This is a genomic window from Gardnerella sp. DNF00476 (assembly GCF_049262735.1).
GTDB lineage: Bacteria > Actinomycetota > Actinomycetes > Actinomycetales > Bifidobacteriaceae > Bifidobacterium > Bifidobacterium vaginale.
The window spans coordinates 1,021,689-1,045,661 of the sequence record NZ_CP058401.1 but is presented as its reverse complement, the minus strand read 5'-3'; the positions used below and the strand labels follow the sequence as shown (position 1 = coordinate 1,045,661).

Annotated in this window: 20 protein-coding genes; 1 reads left to right on the top strand and 19 read right to left on the bottom strand. The window is 45.7% G+C overall.

Annotation, left to right across the window (positions count from 1 at the left end; all coding sequences use genetic code 11):
- Positions 1–74: 74 nt before the first annotated feature.
- The 17 genes from rplA to nusA all read right to left on the bottom strand — a co-directional run bounded on the left by rplA (position 75) and on the right by nusA (position 19,431).
- Positions 75–770 carry a 50S ribosomal protein L1 gene (gene rplA / locus HXT25_RS04170; RefSeq protein WP_004112012.1) on the bottom strand — a complete coding sequence of 232 codons (696 nt, stop codon included), beginning with the start codon at positions 768–770 and terminating at the stop codon, positions 75–77.
- 15 nt (positions 771–785) lie between these two features.
- The gene (gene rplK / locus HXT25_RS04165) at positions 786–1,217 is read right to left on the bottom strand and encodes a 50S ribosomal protein L11 (protein ID WP_004112010.1); all 432 of its coding nucleotides are present in this window, start codon (positions 1,215–1,217) and stop codon (positions 786–788) included.
- Positions 1,218–1,500: 283 nt separating this feature from the next.
- Positions 1,501–1,884 carry a 50S ribosomal protein L7/L12 gene (gene rplL, locus HXT25_RS04160; protein WP_004112006.1) on the bottom strand — a complete coding sequence of 128 codons (384 nt, stop codon included), beginning with the start codon at positions 1,882–1,884 and terminating at the stop codon, positions 1,501–1,503.
- A gap of 95 nt (positions 1,885–1,979) precedes the next feature.
- On the bottom strand, positions 1,980–2,501 hold the full coding sequence (rplJ, locus tag HXT25_RS04155) for a 50S ribosomal protein L10 (RefSeq protein WP_004112001.1): 522 nt from the start codon (positions 2,499–2,501) through the stop codon (positions 1,980–1,982).
- A gap of 437 nt (positions 2,502–2,938) precedes the next feature.
- Positions 2,939–4,333, bottom strand: coding sequence for an NCS2 family permease (locus HXT25_RS04150; RefSeq protein WP_004118365.1), 1,395 nt, complete (start codon positions 4,331–4,333; stop codon positions 2,939–2,941).
- A 293-nt stretch (positions 4,334–4,626) separates the two neighbouring features.
- Positions 4,627–5,406, bottom strand: coding sequence for a phosphate ABC transporter ATP-binding protein PstB (gene pstB / locus HXT25_RS04145; RefSeq protein ID WP_004111995.1), 780 nt, complete (start codon positions 5,404–5,406; stop codon positions 4,627–4,629).
- 29 nt (positions 5,407–5,435) lie between these two features.
- Positions 5,436–6,443 (bottom strand): phosphate ABC transporter permease PstA, encoded by a 1,008-nt coding sequence (pstA, locus tag HXT25_RS04140; protein WP_004111993.1) that lies wholly within the window; start codon positions 6,441–6,443, stop codon positions 5,436–5,438.
- Positions 6,440–7,426 (bottom strand): phosphate ABC transporter permease subunit PstC, encoded by a 987-nt coding sequence (gene pstC / locus HXT25_RS04135; protein WP_004115907.1) that lies wholly within the window; start codon positions 7,424–7,426, stop codon positions 6,440–6,442. Before pstC ends, pstA begins: the two co-directional genes overlap by 4 nt.
- Before the next feature lie 82 nt (positions 7,427–7,508).
- Positions 7,509–8,690, bottom strand: coding sequence for a phosphate ABC transporter substrate-binding protein PstS (gene pstS / locus HXT25_RS04130; RefSeq protein WP_014554778.1), 1,182 nt, complete (start codon positions 8,688–8,690; stop codon positions 7,509–7,511).
- A 283-nt stretch (positions 8,691–8,973) separates the two neighbouring features.
- The gene (gene mtnN / locus HXT25_RS04125) at positions 8,974–9,675 is read right to left on the bottom strand and encodes a 5'-methylthioadenosine/S-adenosylhomocysteine nucleosidase (protein WP_004111987.1); all 702 of its coding nucleotides are present in this window, start codon (positions 9,673–9,675) and stop codon (positions 8,974–8,976) included.
- Positions 9,676–9,683: 8 nt separating this feature from the next.
- The gene (locus HXT25_RS04120) at positions 9,684–10,160 is read right to left on the bottom strand and encodes a hypothetical protein (protein WP_422118709.1); all 477 of its coding nucleotides are present in this window, start codon (positions 10,158–10,160) and stop codon (positions 9,684–9,686) included.
- Positions 10,161–10,570: 410 nt separating this feature from the next.
- Positions 10,571–11,830, bottom strand: a complete 1,260-nt coding sequence (locus HXT25_RS04115; RefSeq protein WP_422118708.1) for a 3-deoxy-7-phosphoheptulonate synthase — start codon at positions 11,828–11,830, stop codon at positions 10,571–10,573.
- A 113-nt stretch (positions 11,831–11,943) separates the two neighbouring features.
- Complete coding sequence (locus HXT25_RS04110) at positions 11,944–13,281, bottom strand: riboflavin kinase (RefSeq protein ID WP_415706742.1); 1,338 nt, start codon at positions 13,279–13,281, stop codon at positions 11,944–11,946.
- 89 nt (positions 13,282–13,370) lie between these two features.
- Positions 13,371–14,573, bottom strand: a complete 1,203-nt coding sequence (gene truB, locus HXT25_RS04105) for a tRNA pseudouridine(55) synthase TruB (RefSeq protein ID WP_422118707.1) — start codon at positions 14,571–14,573, stop codon at positions 13,371–13,373.
- Between the two features lie 36 nt (positions 14,574–14,609).
- Positions 14,610–15,191 (bottom strand): 30S ribosome-binding factor RbfA, encoded by a 582-nt coding sequence (gene rbfA, locus HXT25_RS04100; RefSeq protein ID WP_004111977.1) that lies wholly within the window; start codon positions 15,189–15,191, stop codon positions 14,610–14,612.
- A 2-nt stretch (positions 15,192–15,193) separates the two neighbouring features.
- A complete protein-coding gene (infB, locus tag HXT25_RS04095; protein ID WP_422118706.1) occupies positions 15,194–18,127 on the bottom strand; it encodes a translation initiation factor IF-2 in 2,934 nt (977 codons plus the stop codon).
- A gap of 254 nt (positions 18,128–18,381) precedes the next feature.
- Complete coding sequence (nusA, locus tag HXT25_RS04090) at positions 18,382–19,431, bottom strand: transcription termination factor NusA (RefSeq protein ID WP_004111973.1); 1,050 nt, start codon at positions 19,429–19,431, stop codon at positions 18,382–18,384.
- 221 nt (positions 19,432–19,652) lie between these two features.
- Here nusA and HXT25_RS04085 point away from each other — a divergent pair, with 221 nt between their 5' ends.
- Positions 19,653–20,606, top strand: a complete 954-nt coding sequence (locus HXT25_RS04085; RefSeq protein ID WP_422118705.1) for a hypothetical protein — start codon at positions 19,653–19,655, stop codon at positions 20,604–20,606.
- A gap of 445 nt (positions 20,607–21,051) precedes the next feature.
- Here HXT25_RS04085 and HXT25_RS04080 read toward each other — a convergent pair whose 3' ends face one another.
- Both HXT25_RS04080 and HXT25_RS04075 read right to left on the bottom strand, forming a co-directional pair.
- Positions 21,052–22,386: a C1 family peptidase gene (locus tag HXT25_RS04080; RefSeq protein ID WP_004118354.1), complete on the bottom strand. Its 1,335-nt coding sequence runs from the start codon at positions 22,384–22,386 to the stop codon at positions 21,052–21,054.
- A 175-nt stretch (positions 22,387–22,561) separates the two neighbouring features.
- The gene (locus HXT25_RS04075) at positions 22,562–23,953 is read right to left on the bottom strand and encodes a cell division protein (protein ID WP_004111967.1); all 1,392 of its coding nucleotides are present in this window, start codon (positions 23,951–23,953) and stop codon (positions 22,562–22,564) included.
- Positions 23,954–23,973 lie beyond the last annotated feature (20 nt).

The following is a 23,973-nucleotide window of genomic DNA, read 5'->3' as shown; positions in this document are numbered from 1 at the left end:
GAAAACAACGCATTCTATAAAAGAACACACTATTTTCAGCGCTAATAAAATTACTCAGCTATGCTTGGCTAAAATCACGCAGCAATGCTTGCAATATCCACTGGAACACCAGGAGCCATCGTAGAGGTAATCGTTACCTTAGTGATGTAACGACCCTTGATGGTAGTAGGCTTCAAGCGGCGAATCTCATCGGCAACAGCCTTGAAGTTCTCTTCAAGAGCCTTCTCGTCGAAGGAAAGCTTGCCAAAGAGGAAGGAAAGATTGCCCTGACGATCAACGCGGAACTCAATCTTACCACCCTTAATATCGGCAACAGCCTTTGCAACATCCATTGTAACGGTGCCAGTCTTAGGATTTGGCATCAAGCTACGAGGACCAAGCACACGACCAAGGCGACCAACCTTGCCCATCATGTCTGGGGTTGCAACAACGGCATCAAAGTCAAGGAAGCCACCGGCAACCTTCTCGATAAGCTCGTCATCACCAACGATGTCTGCGCCAGCTTCTTGAGCCTCAGTAGCCTTTGGACCACGAGCAAACACCAAAACCTTAGCGGTTTTACCAGTGCCATTAGGCAAGTTCACAACGCCACGAACCAACTGATCCGCCTTGCGAGGATCCACATTAAGGCGCATAACAGCCTCAGCAGACTCGTCGAAAGCGTGCTTTGGCATGCTCTTAAGCAAAGCAATAGCCTCAGCTGGGGTGTAAAGGTTGTTGCGGTCAATCTTCTCAGCCGCTTCACGATACTTCTTAGAACGCTTCACCATTTTTTCCACTCACTTTCAGTCGGTAACGGTAATACCCATCGAGCGAGCAGTGCCCGCGATAATCTTCATACCAGCTTCAACATCTCGTGCAGAAAGATCTGGCATCTTGATTTCGGCGATTTCGCGCACCTGAGCCTTAGTCACAGAGCCAACCTTGTGGGTCAATGGGTTCTCGGTGCCCTTAGGAATGCCAGCAGCCTTAAGCAACAAAGCAGCAGCTGGTGGAGTCTTAAGAATAAATGTAAAGGAACGATCTTCGTAAACAGTAATCTCTACTGGGACGATCTGACCCATCTTGTCCTTCGTCTGGTCGTTATAGGCCTTGCAGAAGTCCATGATGTTTACGCCGTGGGAGCCTAAAGCAGGACCCAGTGGTGGGGCTGGATTTGCTTTACCAGCCTGAATCTCGAGCTTAATAAGCGCAGAGACTTTCTTTTTTGGAGCCATAATATGGTTCTTCTTTCTTTTGAAGCGGTTCATTCGGCGCCCTAAAACGTTGATTTTAAGCCATTTTAAGGATCCTCCCGCAACTTATATTGCTGTGCTGTGCTAGCGGATTACTCCTCCAGTCACAAGCTTTCCTATTATGCCACTTTGCCGCGACGATTTTGGAAACAAAAGCAAAAACGGCAAGGAATCCGTGAAACCACGAAAACCTTGCCGCATTCAAAACGCATCCGCGACTAATGCACTAGCAACCAGCCGAATGCGTTAACAAAAGAGCCTAGAACTACTTAAGTTCAACAGTTGCGCCGGCTTCTTCGAGAGCAGCCTTAGCCTTGTCGGCATCTTCCTTCTTAGCCTTCTCGAGGACTGGCTTTGGAGCATTGTCAACAATGTCCTTAGCTTCCTTCAAGCCGAGGCCAGTCAAAGCCTTAACAGCCTTGATGACGGCAACCTTCTGAGCACCTGCAGAAGCGAGGACAACGTCAAACTCGTCCTTCTCTTCCTCAGCAGCGCCAGCGGCAGCGGCTGGAGCAGCAGCAACAGCAGCAACAGGAGCAGCAGCCTCAACATCGAACTTCTCTTCAAAGGCCTTGACGAACTCAGAAAGCTCGACGAGGGTCATTTCACCGAAAGCTTCAAGAAGCTCTTCGCTAGTGAGCTTAGCCATAATGGCTTCCTTTCTTACTTGGCCAGACACACCTTGTGCCTTAGAGCCATAACATTTTTATTATTTTTGGTCTCATGCAGCAAGCTGCAAGGGAATCAAGCGGCCTTTTCCTGCTTCTCGCGCAAAGCGTCGATAGTACGCACTGCCTTGGTTGGCAAAGCGTTGAACAGGTAGGCGGCCTTGGACATGGTGCCCTTGAGCGCGCCAGCCATCTCGGAAAGCAATTCTGGGCGAGACTTGAGGTCTGCCAGCTGCTTGGCGCCTTCGGCATCGTAAACGGTTCCATCTGCGAAACCGCCCTTGATGACGAGGGTCTTATTCTCTTTGGCAAAATCACGCAAGGTCTTAGCAGCCTCAATGAAATCGCCCTTTACAAAGGTGATTGCAGTTGGACCAGCAAGAAGCTCATCAAGACCTTCAATGCCCGCTTCCTTAGCGGCAATGCGAGCAAGCGTATTCTTAGCCACAGAGTAGGAAGTATCGCGGCCTAGCTTTTCGCGCAGAGAAGAAATCTGCGGAACTGTAAGCCCGCGGTACTCGGTAAGGTAGACAGCGTCGGCGTTACGGAACAAATCCGTAAGCTCTGCAACTACCGCTTCCTTTTCGGGCCTCTTCATGGCGTTCCTTCCTAAATTGGCCGTCGGAATGGAAATAACATATCAAAAAAGCCCTGCGCACGGCAGAGCATCCAAAAAACACATAGTGTTAAAAAGTTTGTGAAAAATCGCAAATAAATTGCAACAATCACTGCTCAACCTGTGCTGGCATGACACATCATTTTCAGGAATCTTACGACTCCACCAACGGTCTGTGGTTTACGTTGGGCAAGTTTAATACCCACACGCGACAATGTCAATATTTTTTCGCAAACTTTATAATTTATTTTTATTTAAGATTATTTAAGAGCGTACTCAACACGCGCGGTTGCTGGCGACTTATCCCAAACTAACGCGGAAAAGTCGAAAGCAACCGTACGCACCAAATACGCTCTTAAAATAATTAATTAAATTAATATCTAACTAATATCTAACTTAACTAATACAAACTAACAGATTTACAAAACTGCGTTAGCAACAAAATCAAGAATGAACAAAAGCGAAACAATCCAAAGCATTGGATGAACGTCTTTAGCACGCTTCTTGCAAGTCATAACTAAGCAATACATGATAAATCCAGCGGCAATGCCGTAAGAAATCGAGTAAGAGAACGCCATAAACACAGCGGCGAAGAACGCAGGAATAGCTTCAGAAATATCATCCCAAGCAATCTCCTTCAACGAGCTTGCCATCATGCAACCTACAACTACAAGCACGCCAGCCGTAGCAGCAGCAGGAACAGCGCTAGCCAAAGGCGCAAGCACAATCGAAAGTGCAAAGCACACAGAAACAACTACAGAAGTCAAACCAGTGCGGCCACCAGCACCAATACCAGCAGCAGACTCAACGTAAGTAGTGGTGTTAGAAGTACCGCAAATTGCGCCAACCGAAGTTGCAATCGAATCAGCAAACAGCGCACGATCCATCTTGGAGCTAAAGCCAGATCCGTTTTCCAAAGCCTTCTCATCTGCCTCAGAGAAAATGCCAGTTCTGCGGCCAGTACCAATAAACGTGCCAAGAGTGTCGAAAGTATCCGACATAGAGAAGGCGAAAATAGTTACCAAAACAAGCGGAATGCGTGCTGGATTAGAGAAGAGAGCAGGGAAACCTTGCGGACCAAAAATAGCACCAAAGGTGGTTGGAAGCTGAGCAAAAGCATCTGTAACAGAAACAGCGTTATTTAACGAAGTCAAGCTAAGCGGAATACCAATCAAAGAGGTTGCAATAATCGTAATAAGCAAGCTTGCGCGAACCTTAAGAACAGTAAGAACAATAGCCAAAACAAGTCCAATAAGGAATAGCCACAAAACAGGATTGTTAATAACTGCAAGACCTGGAATAGCAGCGGTTGGCTTACTCTTAGCAGCGGCAGCAGGATCCTTGGAAGTAAAGGTTATTAAGCCAACGCTCATAATGCCTACGTATGCAACGAATAAACCAATGCCACCACCAATCGCGTGTTGCAACGAAGTTGGGATGGCGCGAATAATCATCTTACGAATCTTAGTAACGGTAATAATAATGTTAATTAAACCGCACAAGAACACCATACACATGGCTTCTTGCCACGTAAAATGCAAGCCAAAGCAAACTGTGTATGTGAAGAATGCGTTAAGACCCATGCCAGCAGCTTGAGCGTAAGGCACATTGGCAAACAAGCCCATAACAAGCGTGCCAATAATTGCTGCGATGATTGTAGCGAGGAAAACGCCACCCTTAGGCATGCCAGTTTGGCTTAAAATCATTGGGTTTACGACGATAATATACGACATTGCAAAGAATGTAGTGAGACCTGCAGTGATCTCCGTTGATACATTCGTGCCGTTTTCTTTGAGATGGAAGAACTTTTCCATAAACTCTCTGTTCCTTGGTTTTACAGCGCAAAAGACCATAAAAAGCGCGGCGAGAGCACTTGAGCAATCGCGGACGCAATTACATTTGGGCATTCACGCAGAGGTTACTGCGACTCGCTCGACGCACAAAGCAAAAGCCGAATAAACACGCTAGAAAACTCACGAAATTTGAAACGACTTATAGAACTTTGAACAACCGAACAGGTTCGACCTTACGCGCACGTGCTGACCAAAGAAAATCATGTAAAGAACCATGCAAAGAAAACGTGTAGCGAATCGCACGAATGCAAAAATCACCCAAAGCGGCCAGAAATGTAGCGTTCCGCCTCCGTATTGCGCGGATTGTTGAACATGGTGGTAGTATCTGCAAAATACTCAAGATGCCCTGGTTTTCCAACCGCCTTAAGGTTAAAGAACGCAGTGTAGTCGGCAACGCGCGCTGCCTGCTGCATGTTGTGCGTTACAATCACAATCGTGTAATCGCGCTTAAGCTCGTTAATCAAATCTTCTACAGCAAGAGTAGAAATCGGGTCAAGAGCAGAACAAGGCTCGTCCATAAGAAGCACTTGCGGATGCACAGCCACAGCTCGCGCAATACAAAGTCGTTGCTGCTGGCCGCCAGAAAGCCCGATTCCTGGCTTATCTAGTCTATCTTTAACTTCGTTCCACAAATTCGCGCCGCGCAAAGCCCACTCAACTAGGTCGTCGGCATCTTGCTTTGAAATATGGCGATTATTTAAGCGAACTCCTGCAAGAACGTTTTCTCGAATAGACATTGTTGGGAAAGGATTTGGACGCTGAAACACCATTCCAACATCTCGGCGAACTGCCACAGGATCCACATCTTTGCCATACAAATCACGGCCTTCAAGCAACACCTGACCTTCCACGCGAGCGCCTGGAGTAATCTCGTGCATGCGGTCTAAAGTGCGCAAAACCGTTGATTTTCCACATCCCGAAGGCCCAATAAAAGCCGTAACCTTGTTTGGCTCAATGCTTATGTTAACGTCTTCTACTGCTAGAAAATCACCATAGTAAATGTTCAAATGCTTAACATCAATGCGCTGACCCATTTGCGCCTCACTTTCTAAAATCCTTCGTCTTACTTTGCTTTTACTGAAAACACGCGCGCCACAACTCGCCCAACAATATTCAGCAGCAAAACAATCACAATCAAGGCAAGAGCCGCTGCCCATGCTCGCTCCATTGGAATCGTAGTAACGCACGAAGATGGCGCGTTAGCTGGGCAATTCGCCGAAAGCTTTGAATACTCTTGGTAAACGTACACTGGCAAAGTGGTCATTTGCCCATCAAAAAGATTGAAATTCGTGGATGCAATAAACCCAGCTGCCATTAAAAGCGGAGCCGTCTCTCCAACCACGCGTGCAACCGCAAGAATGCAGCCAGAAACAATGCCAGGCAAGGCGGTTCGCAACACAATTTTTGTAATCATGCGCTGCTTTGTAACACCTAGAGCCAGCGCCGCTTCTCGCAAATCATTCGGCACAATTTTTAGCATTTCTTGACACGACTTAACAACAGTCGGAAGCATAAGCAGCGAAAGCGCAACAGACCCTTCAAAACCGTTGATTGTTCCAGGACCCACAAAAATCGTAAAGCTAGAAAACGCAAACAAGCCAGCCACAATCGAAGGTATTCCGCTCATAACGTCTACAACAAGATTAATCAACGTAGCTAAGCGACTTCCTCGCGCATACTCAATCAAATACACGGAGCACATAATTCCAATCGGAATCGAAATCAGCATTGCGCCAAAAGTAATCTCCAAAGTTCCAATAATGGCGTGCAAAATACCGCCGTAACCACCTGTGCCAGTAGCAGCGCCACCAACCACATACGTCATATTATGCGTTAAAAAGTCAAGGTTTAGTCGCTTAATGCCGTTTACAATAGTCGTAAAAAGCAAAGAAAGAAGCGGAATTAGAGCAACTACAAAAGACAGGAAGATTAGCACGCGCATAAACGCGTCTTTTCGCTTACGACTTGCGATTCTAGAACGCGTTGGACGGAACTTGTTAAAGTCGATTTTTGGAGATTCGCTGCTTGCGCTAACAGAGCCAGCTTGTAACGATTCTGAATTTTGCATCATGCACTCGCCTTTCCCGTGATTTTGCGAGCAATAAGGTTTACAGCGAATGAAATAACAAACAGCACCAAACCTGTAGCAATAAGCGCACTAACACCCAATCCGTTGGCTTCTGGGTATTGCGCTGCTATGTTTGCTGCAATCGTCTGGTTTTGTGAAGCTTGCAAAATGTTGAATTTAAAGGTGAATCCTGGAGACAAAATCATAAGAACTGCCATTGTCTCGCCAAGCGCGCGACCAAGACCAAGCATAGACGCGGAAACAATTCCCGACTTTGCAAACGGCAAAACCGCCAGCTTTATCATCTCCCACTTTGTGGCACCAAGAGCGAGCGCGCCTTCTTGCTGCAATCGCGGAGCTTGCTGGAAAATGTCTCGTGCCATAGAAGTTATAATCGGCAAAATCATAACAGCAAGAACAACACTAACGGTTGCAGCACTACGCGAAGGACTTGCCGCAGGACCTGCAAAAAGCGGAATCCAGCCAAAAATGTGCGAGATAAACTTCCAGAATGGGTATATGGATGGAACTAGCACCAATCCGCCCCAAAGACCGTAGATTACGGACGGAATCGCAGCAAGCAAGTCGACTACACCACTTAAAAGCGGCACCATTTTTGGCGGAGCATAGTGGCTTATAAACAGCGCGATTCCAATCGAAACAAAGAATGCAAGGAGCAGAGCGAGCGCAGACATAAGAACAGTTCCAAAAACCATTGGCGCTACGTAGCTTAGGAAATCGTGCGCTTTGCCTCCCGTAAAGTCTAAAAATACTTGACTTACTTGGCTTTTGTTTGCGCCTACAATCGGCAACGCTTGAAACAGCAAGAACAACGCCACAGCTGTAAGCACCATTAAAATCAGCAATCCGCATAAAAGCGCTACGCTTTTGAACAAGCGGTCTGCAAAACCACCTGCAAAACCACCTGCAAAATGGCCACTTTTGTGCGCATCTTTACTGATTTCAGTTCTTTGTTTAGAACTCACTCATGCTCCTTTTGTAGTCATTATATAAATGCTATCAGCAGCAATATATTGACTACTCTAAAATCTTGGCAAATTACTATTTTTACTTGCCTATCGACTGAATCGACTTGTTAATCCTGCCCATAAGCTTTTCTGGCAAAGGCGCAGTTCCAGCAGCGCCTTGAGCCGCAGCCTGACCATCTTTGCTGGTAACGTAGCTAAGCCAAGACTTTGCAAATCGTGCTGTTGCAGCGTCTTTGTAAGCACCGCACACAATATCGTAAGAAACTAGCACAATTGGGTAAGCGCCTTTTTCTTCCGTTTTGTGGTTTATTTTAACAACAACGCGGTGCTTTGATTTTGCTGCAGCATCTTCGTCAACCTTTGAATCATTAACGGTTATAGAGCCACCTTCTGGGCTAATCTCGTTGTAAGAATCTCCCACTTTTACTGCCACAGTTCCAAGCTTTCCAACTTGCGAGAAGTCCGCGTATCCAATCGCTCCGTCTGCCATGCGTATTGTGGAAACAACGCCAGACGTGCCTTTTGCGCCCTGACCCACGCTATTTGGCCAATTTTCGCTAAGATTGTAGGACCAATCGCTTGGCGCAACGTCTTTTATGTAGCTTAAGAAGTTCTGCGTTGTGCCAGACTTATCGGACCTGTGAACAACTGTAATCGGCTTATCTGGTAGCTTTAGCTTTGGATTTTGCGATTTAATCGCATCATCATTCCAACGCGTAATCTTGCCGTCGAAGATTTTTGCGATTGTAGAAGCATCCATATTTATGTGTTTTCCAGCATCCGAAATGCCTTTTAGATTAAAGATTATTGCGATTGGAGAAACGTATACTGGAACGTCGAAAGCTGTAGTGCCATTTGCACAAACCGACTTTGATTTTTCTAACTCGTCGTCGCTTAGCGATTTATCGGATCCAGCCCATGCTGTGGCTCCCGTCATAAACGTTGTAACTCCTGCACCCGAGCCAGTTGGATTATATGCGATTTTTGCGCCAGGATTTTTTGATTGGAATCCTGCAATCCACGCTTCTACAGCAACCTGCTGGGAAGATGCACCCGAACCTTGGAAGTTTCCTACGATTTTTGCGCTAGTATTTGCGGACGATTGCGAATTACTTGCAGGAACATTATCTCCACAAGCTGCAAAGCTCACTAAAGTTGCGGACGCTAGCAATCCTGCTGCAATCGCGCGAATGTTCAAATTTGTGTTCAACTTGATTGATTTATTTTTTACTGCATTATTTTTTACTGCATTTTTACGCATATTCTTCATTCCTTTCAAGAAGAATTGCCATCATGCCAGCCAATCTGCGTTTCTCGTATAACCTACCGCAAATTTTCCTCTTAAACTATTTAAACTAATGTCTAAAACTGGCATCTTTTATTTCTTATTACCTTTTTTCTTCTATTAACGATGCCAATCATAAGAGGGGGGTAAAAACCTTGCCGCCAAAATCTGATTGCACTCAGAAAATGGCGGCATTTAGCGCTACTCGCCTTTTGTTTGGCGATGCAGCACGTCGGCGACCACATCGGCGTGTTGAATTCTACAAATTCCTAACAATATTTACCGTCATTTTTGCAGCTGTATCCGCGTATTCGGATATGTCGAAAGTGTGGAACTCCTCGTATTTTGTGTCTGCATTATCGCTCATTGCGCGCACAACTAACGCTGGAACGTCGTTTCTTGCAGCAACGTGAAGAATCGCAGCGCCTTCCATTTCTACAGCATCCGCTTGAGTCGCCTCAATCACTTCCGCCACTTTTTCGGGCGTGTCTACAAAATATCCGCCAGAGGCGATTGTTCCCAAAATGTGGTTAATGCCCATCTTTGTTAAAACGCTGTCTGCAGTTTTAAGAAGATAATCGTCTGAATGATATTCGTTTGTAAACGGCTTCCACTGATTAATCATGCGCATGTCGGTGTCTAAATATTTTAATGTTTTTCCAAGAACAACATCATTCGTATGCAAATTTTTATTGAGATTTCCCGCAATTCCCGAAAAGATTACGGCCTGCGGCTTGTACGTATCAATTAAATACTGTGCAGTTGCAGCGGCATTTACAAGTCCCATTCCGCCAACTGTTGCAGCAACTTCGATTTTTCCGCCATCTTCGCATTCAAGCACGCCACAAGATACATCTAAGCTGGCTGCCTTATTATGCTTAACATTGCTAAGAGAACCGGCAATGTGAGTAACTTCTTCTTCCATAGCGCCAATAATGGCGATTTTTGTAAACTTAGGCATTCGTCAAATCATCCTTTTATCTTGTGCATTGAATTGCGTTTAATCAAAAATACGCTTACACAACACATAATAACAAAAGATGCGGTTGCAATTTTTAGCAAGGCGCTGCACGTAAATTCAAACCAAGGATTTGTGGAGGGAACATTCAAAAAACCCATGATTAAATCGTGGAACGCAATAAACCCAAAGAAAGACGCTATTAGCAAAACGCAAATCGTAGAGCCAACAACAAGACGCCATCCGCGCACAAAAACGCAAAGCACAATCAATGTAATAAACGGAACAATAACGCTAAGCCATAGTGCGGAACAGGTAACAACAGTGTAGCCTTTGCTGTGAGTGCCGCGATACCACGCAAACGCCAGAAGAAATGCGCCAGCAAACAGAAGCGCAAAAATCGCGTATCGCGCGATCGTTAGGGCGCGGCTTGAAACGTTTTTATCTTGGTGAAGATTGTTACGATCGGGGGCTGGCGATTCGCACATTTTGCACTCCTTTGTTCAAAAATGCTGCATATTTGAGGATTTATTGTAATAGTTTGTAACTAAAAAAAAACACGGCGTGTCGTGTCGTTCGCGCAAGCTGGGTAGAGATTCGAGATTTTTCGCACTGAATGAGATGAACCTCAGCATCTTTGATGGTGATTCATCGAATGAAGAAGAAAAATCTCGAATCTCGGCGATAAAAACCACGCAAAAGTCCTAGATATTCAGAAGGTTTGATGTATTTCTATACGAGCAATAAAAGAGGAGCGTAGCGACGGGACTTGCGAGGAGAGAAATACTCAAACCTCGCGCAATACCAAGTAAGAAATAATGCTCTATAACACGCGAACGCAGAAACACCCAGCCCTCATACAACTCCCAATAGGAATCGCACAACATTTTCGGCAAAATCAAGACTTAAGTCGGCGAGAAGAAACAGACTGCGCAAGCGTGTTAAGCAATCGCTCGGTATCTTCCCAAGAAATGCATCGATCCGTAATCGACTTTCCGTACTCAAGCTCACTCAAAGGCGCAGGATCTTGGTTTCCGCCTTGCAAGAAGCTTTCCATCATAACGCCTTTAATGCCTTTTTCTCCGCGTGCAAAACGGTCCGCAATATCTTGCACAACTTGAATCTGGCGATTCTCATCTTTGCCCGAATTTCCGTGCGAGCAATCGATTACAACGCCATTAGACGCCACGCAATCCGCGCCGAGCCTCAAACGAACCGATGCAACAGCAGCAGCAACAGAAGCCGCATCGTAGTTTGGACCCTTGCTAGATCCGCGCAAAACAACATGACAATCAGGGTTTCCAAGTGTTTGTACAGCACAAGCGCGTCCAAGATGGTCGATGCCAAAGAAAGTGTGATGCTGGCTAGCGGCCAAACATCCATTGACGGCGGCCGTAACAGAGCCATCCGTTGCATTCTTAAATCCGACTGGCATAGAAAGACCGCTAGCAAGCTGGCGATGAATCTGCGATTCCGTGTTTCGCGCGCCAATCGCCCCCCAGCTAACAGCATCCGCAATAAACTGCGGGCTAGTCGGCTCCAAAAACTCGGTTGCTGCAGCCAAACCAGCGTCCAAAACGCCAAGAAGCGTGCGACGCGCCAAAAGCAAACCCTTGTGAATATCGTGCGTGCCGTCAATATCGGGGTCGTTAATCAAGCCCTTCCAGCCAACTGTTGTGCGCGGCTTTTCAAAGTAAACGCGCATAACAATCAAAAGTTCACCTTCGAGCTTTGCGCGCAAATCAGCCAAACGAGACGCGTAGTCAAGAGCTGCCTTAGGATCATGCACAGAACACGGTCCAACAATAACAAGAAGGCGGTCGTCATCTCCATTAAGGCATCTGCGGATTTCATCGCGTGACTCTGCGACAATATCTTGCGCATACGGAGAAAGTGGCAACTCACCAAGCACTTGTGCAGGAGTGGGAAGCGGCTCCAACTCCAACACGCGACGGTTGATTATACGATCTACTCCAACCTGGTCTTCCCAGCGCTCGAATTTAGATGAATCGAGTGGATTTTTCCCTTCTTCAACAGCTTTTTTAACAGCACGAGCATCCGAGTGATTTAAGGCATTGCTGTTAAACGATTTACAATTAAGATCACTTGTACTAGACTCAATACCACTAATATCGCTGATATTAATATCCAACTCCATAATCACCGCCAATCTTAAGCACAAAACACCACAGCTGCAGCCAATAATCTGATTAAATCAGATTCCAATCAAGCTAGATCAAGAAAAATCAGCCTAAACTAATCTAAACCAGCTTATCGGTTTTCAGCATCAGTTATTTCTCGCACTTTCTCAATATCGTGTCTCACAGCATCCTTAAGAGTCTCAACAGAATCGAAGGCATGTTGAGGACGTAAGAATTGCGCAAATTCAATGCAAATGCGATGACCATACAAATCCTGCCACTTATCCGTTAAAGCATAAGCTTCAACCACGCGATTTTCACTATCATTAGGATACGTGGCAGAATCGTCGCCAAAATCAGAGATAGAATCAGATTCAAAGATATCGCCAGAATCACCAGAAACTACATTCTTAACAGAAGAACCTTCATTCGATTCAGCAAAAGTTGGCTTAGTTCCAATTGAAATCGCAGCAGCCCAACGCCATGGCGAATGAACTCCAAGATGCAACTCATCCTTGCGCAAAACGCCAACACTCGGAATGTTAGAAGAATGCAAATTATCTGCACTAGCCTCGTCCGCATCTAAATCAACAATCCAACCAGCGTAAACTCCATCAACAGGCACATACCCATCAATACGCTCGCCCAAATTCACTGTTGGGAAACCGATTTCACGACCGCGCTCGGCACCATGAACCACAATACCCTCAACTCTATGCGGTTGACCAAGAACATCCCTAGCATCGCGAACCCTACCATTCGCGAGCATCCATCGCACATTCGTAGAGCTCCAAGCACGAACCTTCTTATTCGGCATACCTTTACTCCAAGCGCGATATTCCGCCTTGTTCATACCATCCGCAGGGTCTTTTGGCTCTCCATCTTCAGACGGAACTTCTGGCACAATTGGGTCTGGAACACGAACATCCCCTGGACCAAAATCGTCTACCACAACCAAATCAAAAACGCCCGTAGCCTGCGCAAGCTCCTTAATCGCATGAACATTCCCAGCTCTACGCGCTCCAAGAGCTGCATCCGACCCGAGTACAAGTGCACGCATACCAAGTTTTCCAACAAGCTGCCCTAGGAAGAATCTGTATGATTTTGCAGCAAAAGCTAAGCTATATCGAACAATAATCACATGATCCACGTCTAGCTGCTGCAAAACCCTAAGACGCTGACGAACACTTGTTAACGCCTGCGAATCCACTGGAATCTGCGCGTTATCTCCAAAATCGTCGAATAAATCTGGGTTTTCATGAACCACGCTTGGTCGCGGATCAAACATTATAACCACAGAAAACGCATTGTTTTTGCGAGCAAGATCAACGGTACGTTCAATAACTTTTCTATGCCCTAGGTGCATGCCGTCAAACACACCTATCGTAACAATCGCCTTACGCTGAGCACTTAATGTTGGCCAATTAATCATGCCGTTGGCATCTGGTCGAATGTTGATGACCTTCATCATATCCTTACTATTCGCAACTATCCGAAATAAGCAGCATTACTGCCGCGAACCCTTATTTTCACACTATTAACTATTTTACCAGCAAACTAGCTTTGTACAAATACCACAATAGGTTTAGCTTTTATTTGATTTATGTTTTTTTCATTTTTTTCTTGTAACTTGGAGAACGCTCTGCTTCCCCCTGCGGTTGCTGGCGACTTTTCAGCGGTTTCCAGAACTGCAACAACATCGTTTTGCTCATCTTTTTCGGCTTTTACGTATGCAATAGTATTTTTTTCGCTAATCGCAGGAATCACTATTTTTCTACCAAAACGCAAGTCTTTAGCCTGATTTTCGCTGATTTCAACTGTTTGCATGGTTAATTTTGCGGATTCAAACATACTTAGAACACGATTTTGTAAATCATAGTTTTTTTGTGCAGATTTTTTGCAAGAAGAATCTTCAGATAAGTCGCAAGCAACCGAACTGTTAGAAACACTGTCAGAAAAATAGTTAGAAACACTATCGTGTCTGTCAGCTATAACAGCCTTTGCGCGGGTCTGAGTCACGCCATTCTTGTCCGTAAATGTACGAATCCTAGTTTCAAGCTTAAGAACCCTATCATCTTCTACCGAAAATTCACCAATTCGAGTTCGCCTAAGACTTACTAAATGTCCTCCTACACCAAGAACACGTCCTAAGTCGCGAGCAAGTGCGCGAATATACGTGCCGCTAGAACAAGAAACACTCGCACGCACATCAACAACTTTTACACCGCTTACACCCACATTAAAGCGCGCATCCAGTAGCGAAAAGTCATGAATAACAACTTCTCTCGGCTCTAAATGAACATCTTTACCTTCACGCGCTAAGTCATAAGCACGCACACCGTTTATTTTAATAGCCGAAAAAGCCGTTGGCGTTTGCATAATATGCCCAGTAAAATTCTTAGCGATTACGCAACGCAATTCTTTAAGAATCTCATCAGTATTTGCAGAGTTTAGAATGCTATTTTCATCATCAACACTTGAAACGACATCACCATCTGCATCATCCGTATTGGTTGATTCGCCAAGACGAATCACAGCCTCATAAGTCTTATCGTGACCAAGCAAATAGTTAAGCAAGCGAGTGGCGTTACCAAAACCAAGAATCAGCAATCCTGTAGCCATTGGGTCAAGCGTTCCCGCATGACCTACGCGTTTAGTGTGCAACAATCCTCTTGCACAAGACACAACGTCATGGCTGGTAACGCCTTTCGGCTTATCTACTAATAAAATGCCTGAAGATGATGTTTGAGAACTACTCATTACTAAATTTTATTTGATTAATTATTTGATTTAAAACTATAATTCCAAATGAGCAGAATCATCTAAATCGTCGGTTGCTGGCGACTTATCTTCTACAAAATCGTTTTCGCTGTTCTCATAATCCTCATACTCGTCGGAGTCATCAAAATCATCAGAATCATCGGAATCGTCAAAATCCTCATCTTCACGAGGCTTTTTATACGGATCCTCTTCACCAGCGTACCGAGCATTTTCTCGCGCTTTAGCTAGCTCCTCATCACGCTTACGCGCGGCGACCAAAATGTCTTCAATCTCATGAGCTTCACTAGGAACCTCATCGTAAACAAATTGGATTTGAGGAGTTAAACGCAATCCAGCCTTAGCTCCAACTAGAGTGCGCAAACGCCCCTTAGCCTGTTGCAAAGCTTGGGCTGCACGCTGACGCTCACCCTGCTCTTTACCAACAGTGCCAAGCTGTGTCCAATACACTTTAGCGATCTGCAAGTCGTTAGTAACTCTCACTTCTGTAATAGTCACATTAGCAAGTCGCTTATCGTGTAAATGAGCCTCCATGTTGGACGCAATCACTCTGTGAATCAGAGCCGCAATTCGCGCGGCTCTAGGGTTTGTTCCTGCCATAATTACTTGCGCTCAATCTGCTTCATTTCAAAGGTTTCGATTATATCGCCAAGCTCAATGTCGTTAAAGCTGCCAAGGTTAATGCCTGCCTCGTAGCCTTCGCTAACGGATTGAACATCATCCTTGAACCTACGCAAGCTGGAGATTTCAAGATCGTTAACAGTAGCAACACCGTTACGCAAAATACGGCACTTTGTACCGCGCTTAACTTCGCCGTCTTGAACCATAACACCAGCAATATTGCCAAACTTGGAAGAACGGAAGATTTCACGAATCTCAGAGTGAGAAGTAACAACCTCTTCAAACTCTGGCTTAAGCATACCCTTCAAAGCAGCTTCAATATCTTCGATAGCCTTGTAAATAACCGAGTAGTACTTGACTTCTACGCCCTCGCGGTCTGCCAAATCGGCAACCTGACGGTTTGGACGCACGTTGAAGCCAATAATCACAGCCTTATCAACTGTTGCCAAGTTCACATCGTTCTGAGTAATTGCACCAACACCGCGGTGAATAACCTGAATTCCAACTTCGTCGGAAACCTCAATCTTCATCAAGGAATCTTCCAAAGCCTCAACAGAACCAGAAGAATCGCCCTTAATAACAATGTTGAGCATATCCACTTCGGACTTAGCAAACTGTTCCTTAAGGCTTTCAAGAGACACAACCTTGCGACGCTTAGCAAGCTGAGCTGCACGCTCTGTAGCTTGGCGCTTTTCGGCAATCTGACGAGCGGAACGATCGTCGGATGTGACTAAGAACAAGTCTCCTGCAGTTGGAACAGAAGTCAAACCAAGCACCTGAACTGGCGTAGAAGGACCAGCTTCCTGCAAGTGGTTGCCATTTTCGTCGAGCATTGCGCGAACACGACCATAAGAGGTACCTGCAACAATAGAATCTCCGACTTTAAGCGTTCCTTGCTGAACAAGAACAGTAGCAACAGCGCCACGACCCTTATCAAGTCGAGCTTCAACGGTTGCACCACGAGCATCCATGTTTGGATTTGCCTTAGGGTCAAGCTCAGCGTCAGTTGTCAAAAGAACAGCCTCAAGAAGCTTATCTACGTTAGTTCCCTGCTTTGCGGAAATATCCACAAACATGGTGTCGCCGCCGTATTCTTCTGGCACAAGACCGTACTCTGTAAGCTGACCGCGCACCTTATCTGGGTTTGCTCCAGCAACATCAATCTTGTTTACAGCAACAACAATAGGCACGTGAGCAGCCTGAGCGTGGTTGATTGCCTCAACAGTTTGAGGCATAACGCCGTCGTCTGCTGCAACAACAAGAATTGCAACGTCTGTAAGCTCTGCACCACGAGCACGCATAGCAGTAAATGCTTCGTGGCCTGGGGTATCCAAGAACGTAATCTTGCGCTTGTCTCCATCTAAAGTAACCGTAACCTGGTAAGCGCCAATACGCTGAGTAATTCCACCAGCTTCTCGAGCTACAACATTCGACTTACGAATAGTATCAAGCAAACGAGTTTTACCATGGTCAACGTGACCCATAACAGTAACAACTGGAGGACGAGTTACAAGATTATCGTCTTCTTGAAGTTCTTCTTCATCCAAATCAATGTCGAACTGTTGAAGAAGCTCTTTATCTTCTTCTTCTGCAGAAACGAGATTAATATTCCAACCGATTTCTTCGCCAAGAATCTGGAATGTTGTTTCATCCAAAGACTGAGTAGCTGTAGCCATTTCTCCAAGATGGAACAAAACAGTTACCAAAGCAGCTGGATTTACATCAATCTTTTCTGCCAAATCAGAAAGCGTTGCACCTTGACGAAGTCGAATCGTAGCGCCATTTCCAGAAGGAATACGCACGCCGCCAATCACTGGTGCTTTAAGCTCTTCGTATTCTCTGCGCTTTGCAAGACGATTCTTGCGAGCCTTAGAGGACTTTCCACCCTGACGACCAAATGCGCCTGCAGCACCTGCGCGACCGCGACCACTGCCACGAGATGGACCAGCATTTGGAGCGCCTGCAGCCGCAGCTTGGAAGCTTGCAGCCTGATTTGCATTAAAGCGCGATTCTGCAGACGGACGAGAGCTTGCGCCACTACCGCCACCCTGACGATGTGAACCAGACCACTGCGAAGAGCGGTTCGAACCATTACCGCCGCCCTGACGAGCGCCTCCGCGACCACCGCGACCGCGACCACCGCCGTTGCCATTACCGCCGCCCTGACCAGGCTTTGCTCCACGAGAATTTTCTGCAGCAGCGCCTGGACGTGACATTGGGTGAGGACGAGGAATATCACCAGGTGTAGGAGCGCGCATACCTTGCTTTCGGCTGAACGGATTATTACCTGGACGAGGAGCAGAACCAGAGCCAGCACCCTGATGCGGACGAGGGCGTGGAGGCATCTGAGAAGAACGATCTGACTTAGAAGAACGATTTTCCCCGCGCTTATCGCCTCGTGCATCGTTACGATTTTCGCCACGCTTATCGCCTCCACGCTTAGAATCAGCGTTAGCGATAGCATGTGGCTTTACGTGACCAGCAGAAGGCTTAGGAATTACACCATTTAGAGTGGAAGATGAATGATTTTCTTTATTGTCACTATTATCATGATTATCATGTGACTTTTGCGAAGAATGCTGTTTTTCCGAAGCTTTTTCTGAAGACTTATCCAAATTTCGTTTTTCAGCATTATTCTGAGCCAACGACTCCGATTTATTAGAAGAATGATTAGTCTTATTCGAAGAATTATCAGCATTCTTATTTGCAGCAGGTTTCGCATCATTCTTTGCAGCAGACGATCCAGAAGATGATCCAGCGGACGCAAACTCTGTTTTTAATCTACGTGCAACAGGAGCCTCTACTGTTGAAGACGCGGACTTAACAAATTCGCCCATGCTCTTCAACCGCTCCAACACGGTTTTGCTGTCTACACCAAACTCTTTAGCTAGTTCGTATACGCGCTTTTTTACCACTCAGTGTTCTCCTCAGTCTGTGGCAGCGCAAAACGAACGCAGCCACTTTATATTTTTATAAGATTCTTATTCTTATGCTCTTTAGTGAGATACCTCATAACGCGATATCTCATCGTGCGACCATGATTTCAACCATGATTTTCCGTACCTCGTTCCCACTAGGCAGAAAGCTGCGCATAAGCCCAAATTGCAGCTTTCAGCATACTCGAAACGTTGGATTCTCGGGAGTGTCGCTAATGCTAATCCACGGGATGTTACTCTGCTGAAACCTTAGAATCAGCATTCATTTCTTCCTGCTTCTTAGCATGTTCTTCCGCAGACTCAATACCAATCTTCCAACCAGTAAGTTTTGCTGCAAGCCTTGCGTTTTGACCTTCCTTACCGATAGCAAGAGAAAGCTGAGAATCATGAATAAACGCTACAGCCGTCTGGCTCTTTTCACTAACAACATGAACCTGTGTTGCTGTTGCTGGAGAAAGAGCAGCGGCAACAAACTTCGCTGGATCTTCCGACCAATCAACAATATCTATTTTTTCTGGACCAAGATTCTCCATAACAGCACGAACACGAGAACCACCAGGACCGATCAAAGCACCCTTTGGATTAACACCTTCCGTGTTGGCACGAACAGCAATCTTAGTGCGAGCGCCAGCTTCGCGAGCAATAGCCATAATCGAAACTGCTCCAGAAACAAGTTCTGGAACCTCGCGCTCAAAAAGTCTACGAACAAGATCAGGATGAGACCTAGAAACAACGATTTCTGGACCACGCAAACCACGAGCAACGTTCACAACGTAAACACGAATACGCTCACCATGACGATATCTTTCGCCTGGAACCTGCTCACGACGCGGTAAAATCGCCTCAACATCTCCAACAGCAACATGAATATTAGAAGGATCTTTAGAATCCTGCTGCACAACGCCGTTAATCAACTTTCCTTTTTGTCCAGAAAAAGCACCAAATACACGGTCATCTTCTACTTTACGGAAAAGTTGAGTAATAACCTGACGTGCCGTAGCAGCAGCAAGACGTCCAAAATCACGAGGTGTATCATCGTATTCTTCGCCAAGAGTTGGTGCTGGATGAGGATTATCTTCCGTAGGAACTCCAGGAATCTCGTCTTTTGCCCACACTGTAAAGCTGCCAGCACGCTCATCTAATTCAACGCGAGCATGCCTAGCTGGGTGAGAAGTCTTCATGTATGCAAGACGCAAGGCCTCGGCGAGTGCCTCGTCCAGCTCCTCGGCATTAATCCCCTGCTGCGCCGCAAGCTGATGCATTCCCGCCAAATCCAATTCCATCGTGCATGTCCTCCTGTTGAAAATTCATTTATAAATTCACTTATAAAATTAACTTATTTTTCTTTTATCGCGATTAGCACACAACAAACGCGTTAAAATCTAAATCTAACAACGGTTGTAAAGCACAAAATCTTATGACTGCAATTGAAAATGTTAAGCATACAATGCCAAACGCAAAACAAGCAAACATTGGTCACAGTCACGGACTATTTTAGTAGATTATGCAGACACAGTTTGTTTTGTTAAGAAGCCTATTAGAGCGCACAAAACACAATCAAAAGCGCAATCAAAAGCATACGCAAAATCATCTTTTAATAGTTGCAGCATTAATGGCAATAACGATGCTTTTCAGTGCATGTTCTAGTACAAAAGAATTAAAAAACAACAATCTGCATTCTTTGCAAAACCACGAACCTTGCTACAAAATTATGCAAAAAGCAAAATCAATCCAAGAAAAAGTGGATAAAAAAATAAATAACTTAACATCTAAAGACTTAAAGAATGCTTCTGACACATGGAAAAAAGTCGCAGTTCAATGTAACAGTAGATTCGCTCAAGGCGTTGTGTTCAGTGCCCAAAACATTTGGAAATTAGCCAATTTAAATCAAACTGGAAATGCTGAAACAATTAAGCTAGCTGAGCAACTAGAATTAAACTCTTACAAAAAAATCCAAGACTTTGCAGACAATAACAAAAACCTATACTGGAATCATGATCCGCTAGCAAAAGCAGCTGTAGCACAAGACAAACTCGCATTTCTATTGCAAACACTAGCTGCTAGAGATGCAAAAAACGTTTCACTTCGACAAAGCGACATGACGGCTACAATTTCAAACACACTTATGCACTTTGCATCAAGTGGAAGTGACTTGCGTCAAAAAGTCTATGAGATACCTAAGCAAAACCTGGAATCAGAAATCGCTAAAGACAACGCCACAGGAAAAGAACTACCTATTGTTGCAATAGCCTATATGGATTGTGCAAGAGAAGAACTAGCCGCGTTAAATCAAACGATTTTCCCCATAAACAAAGACGGAAAAATAAATAATGATGCGATTGTAAGTATCGAAAATCAAGATTTTATAGGTGTACTTGCAGATATCGTAGTTTCACACATAATAAGCGCGTATTCAAATGGATATCCAACTGACGATTCTGCAATCTTTGAACAATAAACGCACTAACCTAGCAACTTCGAGCAAGCTAGGCGCACTCGAGTAGGCTAATTTCCTAGTGAAATTAACCTAAGCTACAACATTCGCGCGGTCTAAGCGCGCGAATGTCCTCGCTGCAGCAGAAGCAATGCTTCTGCCCTAAGCAGCTCGGGCGCTTTGGAGTAACGCGAAGCGCAAAAACCACATAAATACACAATGTGACACCTGCTGCGTCTCGATTGACGCAGCAGGCCGCGTTCGCGCAAAAAACACACCGTGCTTTTTGCAAATAGCGAACGCGGCGCATTAGAGTAGCTTGAAATCCTAGTGATTTCAAGCTAGGCGATTTCGTTCGCGCGGTCTAAGCGCGCGAACGTCCTCGCTTGCGTTGAAAGTCCACTGGACTTTCAACCTGAGCAAGCTCGGGCGCTTTGGAGTAACGCGAAGCGCATTATGCAGCTTCGCGTTAAGCCAAAGCGCCCATTGGGTCCCACGCCGGTAAAACAATTGCCGGCTCTTCAAGCGCCTTACGATACTCCTCTGGCAAAAGCGCCTTAGGCACAGCAACCTCATACACGTACTCAGTAAACCAATCGTCACTCATAGTAAAGTAGCCCTTGTCGGCAATATCCGCGCCCCAAGAGTTCTCAACTCGCCAACGGCGAGTAGTCGTGCCATCTTCCGCAACATCAACCCCAGCAAACGCCATCGCATGGTTCATCGCCGAATCAGCAAAACGCACACGCTGCTCCTTGTTTAAATCAAAATCAACGCCATAAACGCGATCATACTCAAACAAATCCGTAGCCCAAGCACCGTTTACACGATCCATCATAGGATGGCAATCCGCACCAAACCAAACTGGAATGCCCTGCTCAACGAGGATCTTACGCACACAATCCTTCATAAACTGATTTGGTACGTTCAAATATTCCGTAGCGTCTCCACCAGCAACATTACCCAAGTGCTCAATCGCAATCTTCTTGCCCTTTGGATGCTCCGCACGCGGATCGTCTACTAAGCAAACGTAATCTTCCAGCCCAGCCGTAACATACTTCTTCCAAAACTCAACTGGCGTAATCTCGCCATCGCGATGGAACTTTCCGTCCTCATCCGTCCATTCCCAGTCGAAGCTCTTTGGCGGCTCACCCAAGTGGATTGTAAGAATCCTATGACCTGCAGCAGTAGTTTCCGCAATTATGTCGTCAATATCTGCAGCATTAGCGTACATGTGTGCAACAGCCGTTCGCAACAAACGGCGAAGCTGAGTGTTCATAGCGTCCGTATCTTTAGACGACTCCGTTTCTGGATACAAGTCTTTAGGCACGGCACCATACTTCTTATAGACGTTCATAGCCATTGTCCACTGACCGCCGTCACCCATAACGTCGTGCAACAAATGCTGTACTAGTCTAGAATCAGCTGGTTCACCAGAGCGAACAAGAGCAGCAACATCCTTTAAGAAATAGTTGATTCGCTCAAGTTTATCGAAATACATTGCGTAATTTTGCGAAAACTCAAAATCCTTAACTTTAAGCGTTTTTTTAGCCACAAATCGCGCAACGTTCAAAGAGCTAAATAGCCAGCAGCGACCAGAATGATCCTGATGCCTTGCGTCACCATTATCCACAACCGTTGAGAATCGGCGCTGCAATAAACGCGCGCGATCATAGTTGCGCGCTACCTTGTCGATTCCAGCGGCAGTAACACCGTTCATTGCTAAACGATTCAATGGATTTGCGTCAAAATCGTCACGCAAACCTTGCAAAGCCTCGGCACTTAATTCAGAGATCTCAGTCACTGTCTAACCTTTCTTGTTTTTCCTTATTTTATCTTTATTTTTTATAGTTTATTTTAGATTTTTATGCAAATCTTCGGATGCTTGCGACTTTTCCGTGGAATCTATTTACTACTTTTCTTTATGAGTTTTCTATAAATCCACCACACAGCACAATTCGCTACTCACAACTCGCCACTCAGGATTCCTGAGCGATAGCTTCTTCAACTTGGGCTTGTGCGTCTTTCCTCGCCTGTTTTTGAGCATCAGCATCGCTATTATCCGAAGCATCCGCATCTGCAGAATCGCCAGAATGCCCCTGTCCAGAAACAGCATCACCAAAATCAAATCCAGAAAAAGCGTTTGCAAACAAAGACCTAAGCTCGGTAACACGTTGCGTAATTTGCGCTTCCCTATGCTGCAGCTGTGTTAGGCGCGCCGTCATACCATCCAGCTCCTGCTGAGCTGCTGCCCTACGCTCTTCCACTTGAGCCGTAGCATCTTGCATAGCTTTACGAACGATTTGTGCAGCCTGAGCATCCGCATCCTTATGCGCCTGTGCAGCATAATTATCCGCATCCTGATGAATAGTTTTTGCCCTAGCAACAAGCGCATCAGCCTCTTCTTGAGCAGCGTGTTCTCGCTCTTTCAATCCAGATATAAGTTCGTTCACCTTTTTTGTTGCTTCTTCTTGCTGAGCTGCAATATCGTTTCTAATTTGCTCAACTTCTGCACTAACCTGGCTTAGCGTGCGCGTGCGCTCAACTTGCGCTTCGTCTGCAATCTCCTGGGCTTTTGCCGCAGCAGCATCTGTAATTTCTCCAGCCTTGCGCTGCGCATCCGCCATCATCTTTGTTGCTCGCTCCTGCATGTCTGCAAGTTTCTTGTTTGCTTCTGCCAAAGCCGACTCAATCTGATCATTTGTCTCTGCTTTAGCATGAGCAATTTCCGCGTTTGCCGCAGACCTCTGTTCCGCGATTTTCTGCGCTGCATCCGCTTTTAGCTGTGCAATTGCTCGCTCCTGCTCGGATTTTTCGGATGCCATTCGCTTCGTGTGTTCTTCTCTAGCGTTGTTTATTTCCAGCGTTGCAGCATCTCTTTGTGCAGTAACATCTTTGTTTGTTGTTTCACGCAAACGCTGCGAGTCTTCTTTTGCCGCACTCGTCATCTGGCTTGCCTTGTTGCTTGCTGTAGAAAGCAGCGTATCCGCTTTTGTTTGAGCCTCTTGCAGCAAATGCTCTGCGTCTAATTTTGCATTGTTTAGCAAGGTTCCCGCCTGCGCCTGAGCAGTTTTTTTAATCGACGCAGCGTCTTGCTTTGCGCGTTCAATTAGCTGCGAACTCGTCTGTTCTGCCGACGCAAGTAACTGTTGCGCATTTGCACCCAAAGATGCAAAAGTATTCCCGCTTTTTGCACGTTTAACATTATTTTTTTCTTCTTGCAATTGTGCTTGCAATTGAAGAATAGATTCGTCACTAGATCGCACTTGTTCACGCAGACGCGATATTGTGCGCTCGTAGTTAGAAAAGGCTTCGTTGACTTTATCTTTGTCGTATCCGCGCAAAGCAGTTGGGAAACGATCTGGCACCATAGTTTTTCCTTTCACAAACC

What these genes read in the sequence shown, in the direction of transcription:
- rplJ (WP_004112001.1), bottom strand. Translation starts at nt 2,501, where the DNA reads ATGAAGAGGCCCGAAAAGGAAGCGGTAGTTGCAGAGCTTACGGATTTG.
- HXT25_RS04120 (WP_422118709.1), bottom strand. Translation starts at nt 10,160, where the DNA reads ATGTGCGAATCGCCAGCCCCCGATCGTAACAATCTTCACCAAGATAAA.
- rbfA (WP_004111977.1), bottom strand. Translation starts at nt 15,191, where the DNA reads ATGGCAGGAACAAACCCTAGAGCCGCGCGAATTGCGGCTCTGATTCAC.
- rplK (WP_004112010.1), bottom strand. Translation starts at nt 1,217, where the DNA reads ATGGCTCCAAAAAAGAAAGTCTCTGCGCTTATTAAGCTCGAGATTCAG.
- HXT25_RS04075 (WP_004111967.1), bottom strand. Translation starts at nt 23,953, where the DNA reads ATGGTGCCAGATCGTTTCCCAACTGCTTTGCGCGGATACGACAAAGAT.
- HXT25_RS04085 (WP_422118705.1), top strand. Translation starts at nt 19,653, where the DNA reads ATGCAGACACAGTTTGTTTTGTTAAGAAGCCTATTAGAGCGCACAAAA.
- truB (WP_422118707.1), bottom strand. Translation starts at nt 14,573, where the DNA reads ATGAGTAGTTCTCAAACATCATCTTCAGGCATTTTATTAGTAGATAAG.
- rplL (WP_004112006.1), bottom strand. Translation starts at nt 1,884, where the DNA reads ATGGCTAAGCTCACTAGCGAAGAGCTTCTTGAAGCTTTCGGTGAAATG.
- pstB (WP_004111995.1), bottom strand. Translation starts at nt 5,406, where the DNA reads ATGGGTCAGCGCATTGATGTTAAGCATTTGAACATTTACTATGGTGAT.
- rplA (WP_004112012.1), bottom strand. Translation starts at nt 770, where the DNA reads ATGGTGAAGCGTTCTAAGAAGTATCGTGAAGCGGCTGAGAAGATTGAC.
- pstA (WP_004111993.1), bottom strand. Translation starts at nt 6,443, where the DNA reads ATGATGCAAAATTCAGAATCGTTACAAGCTGGCTCTGTTAGCGCAAGC.
- pstS (WP_014554778.1), bottom strand. Translation starts at nt 8,690, where the DNA reads ATGCGTAAAAATGCAGTAAAAAATAATGCAGTAAAAAATAAATCAATC.
- mtnN (WP_004111987.1), bottom strand. Translation starts at nt 9,675, where the DNA reads ATGCCTAAGTTTACAAAAATCGCCATTATTGGCGCTATGGAAGAAGAA.
- nusA (WP_004111973.1), bottom strand. Translation starts at nt 19,431, where the DNA reads ATGGAATTGGATTTGGCGGGAATGCATCAGCTTGCGGCGCAGCAGGGG.
- HXT25_RS04115 (WP_422118708.1), bottom strand. Translation starts at nt 11,830, where the DNA reads ATGGAGTTGGATATTAATATCAGCGATATTAGTGGTATTGAGTCTAGT.
- HXT25_RS04110 (WP_415706742.1), bottom strand. Translation starts at nt 13,281, where the DNA reads ATGAAGGTCATCAACATTCGACCAGATGCCAACGGCATGATTAATTGG.
- HXT25_RS04150 (WP_004118365.1), bottom strand. Translation starts at nt 4,333, where the DNA reads ATGGAAAAGTTCTTCCATCTCAAAGAAAACGGCACGAATGTATCAACG.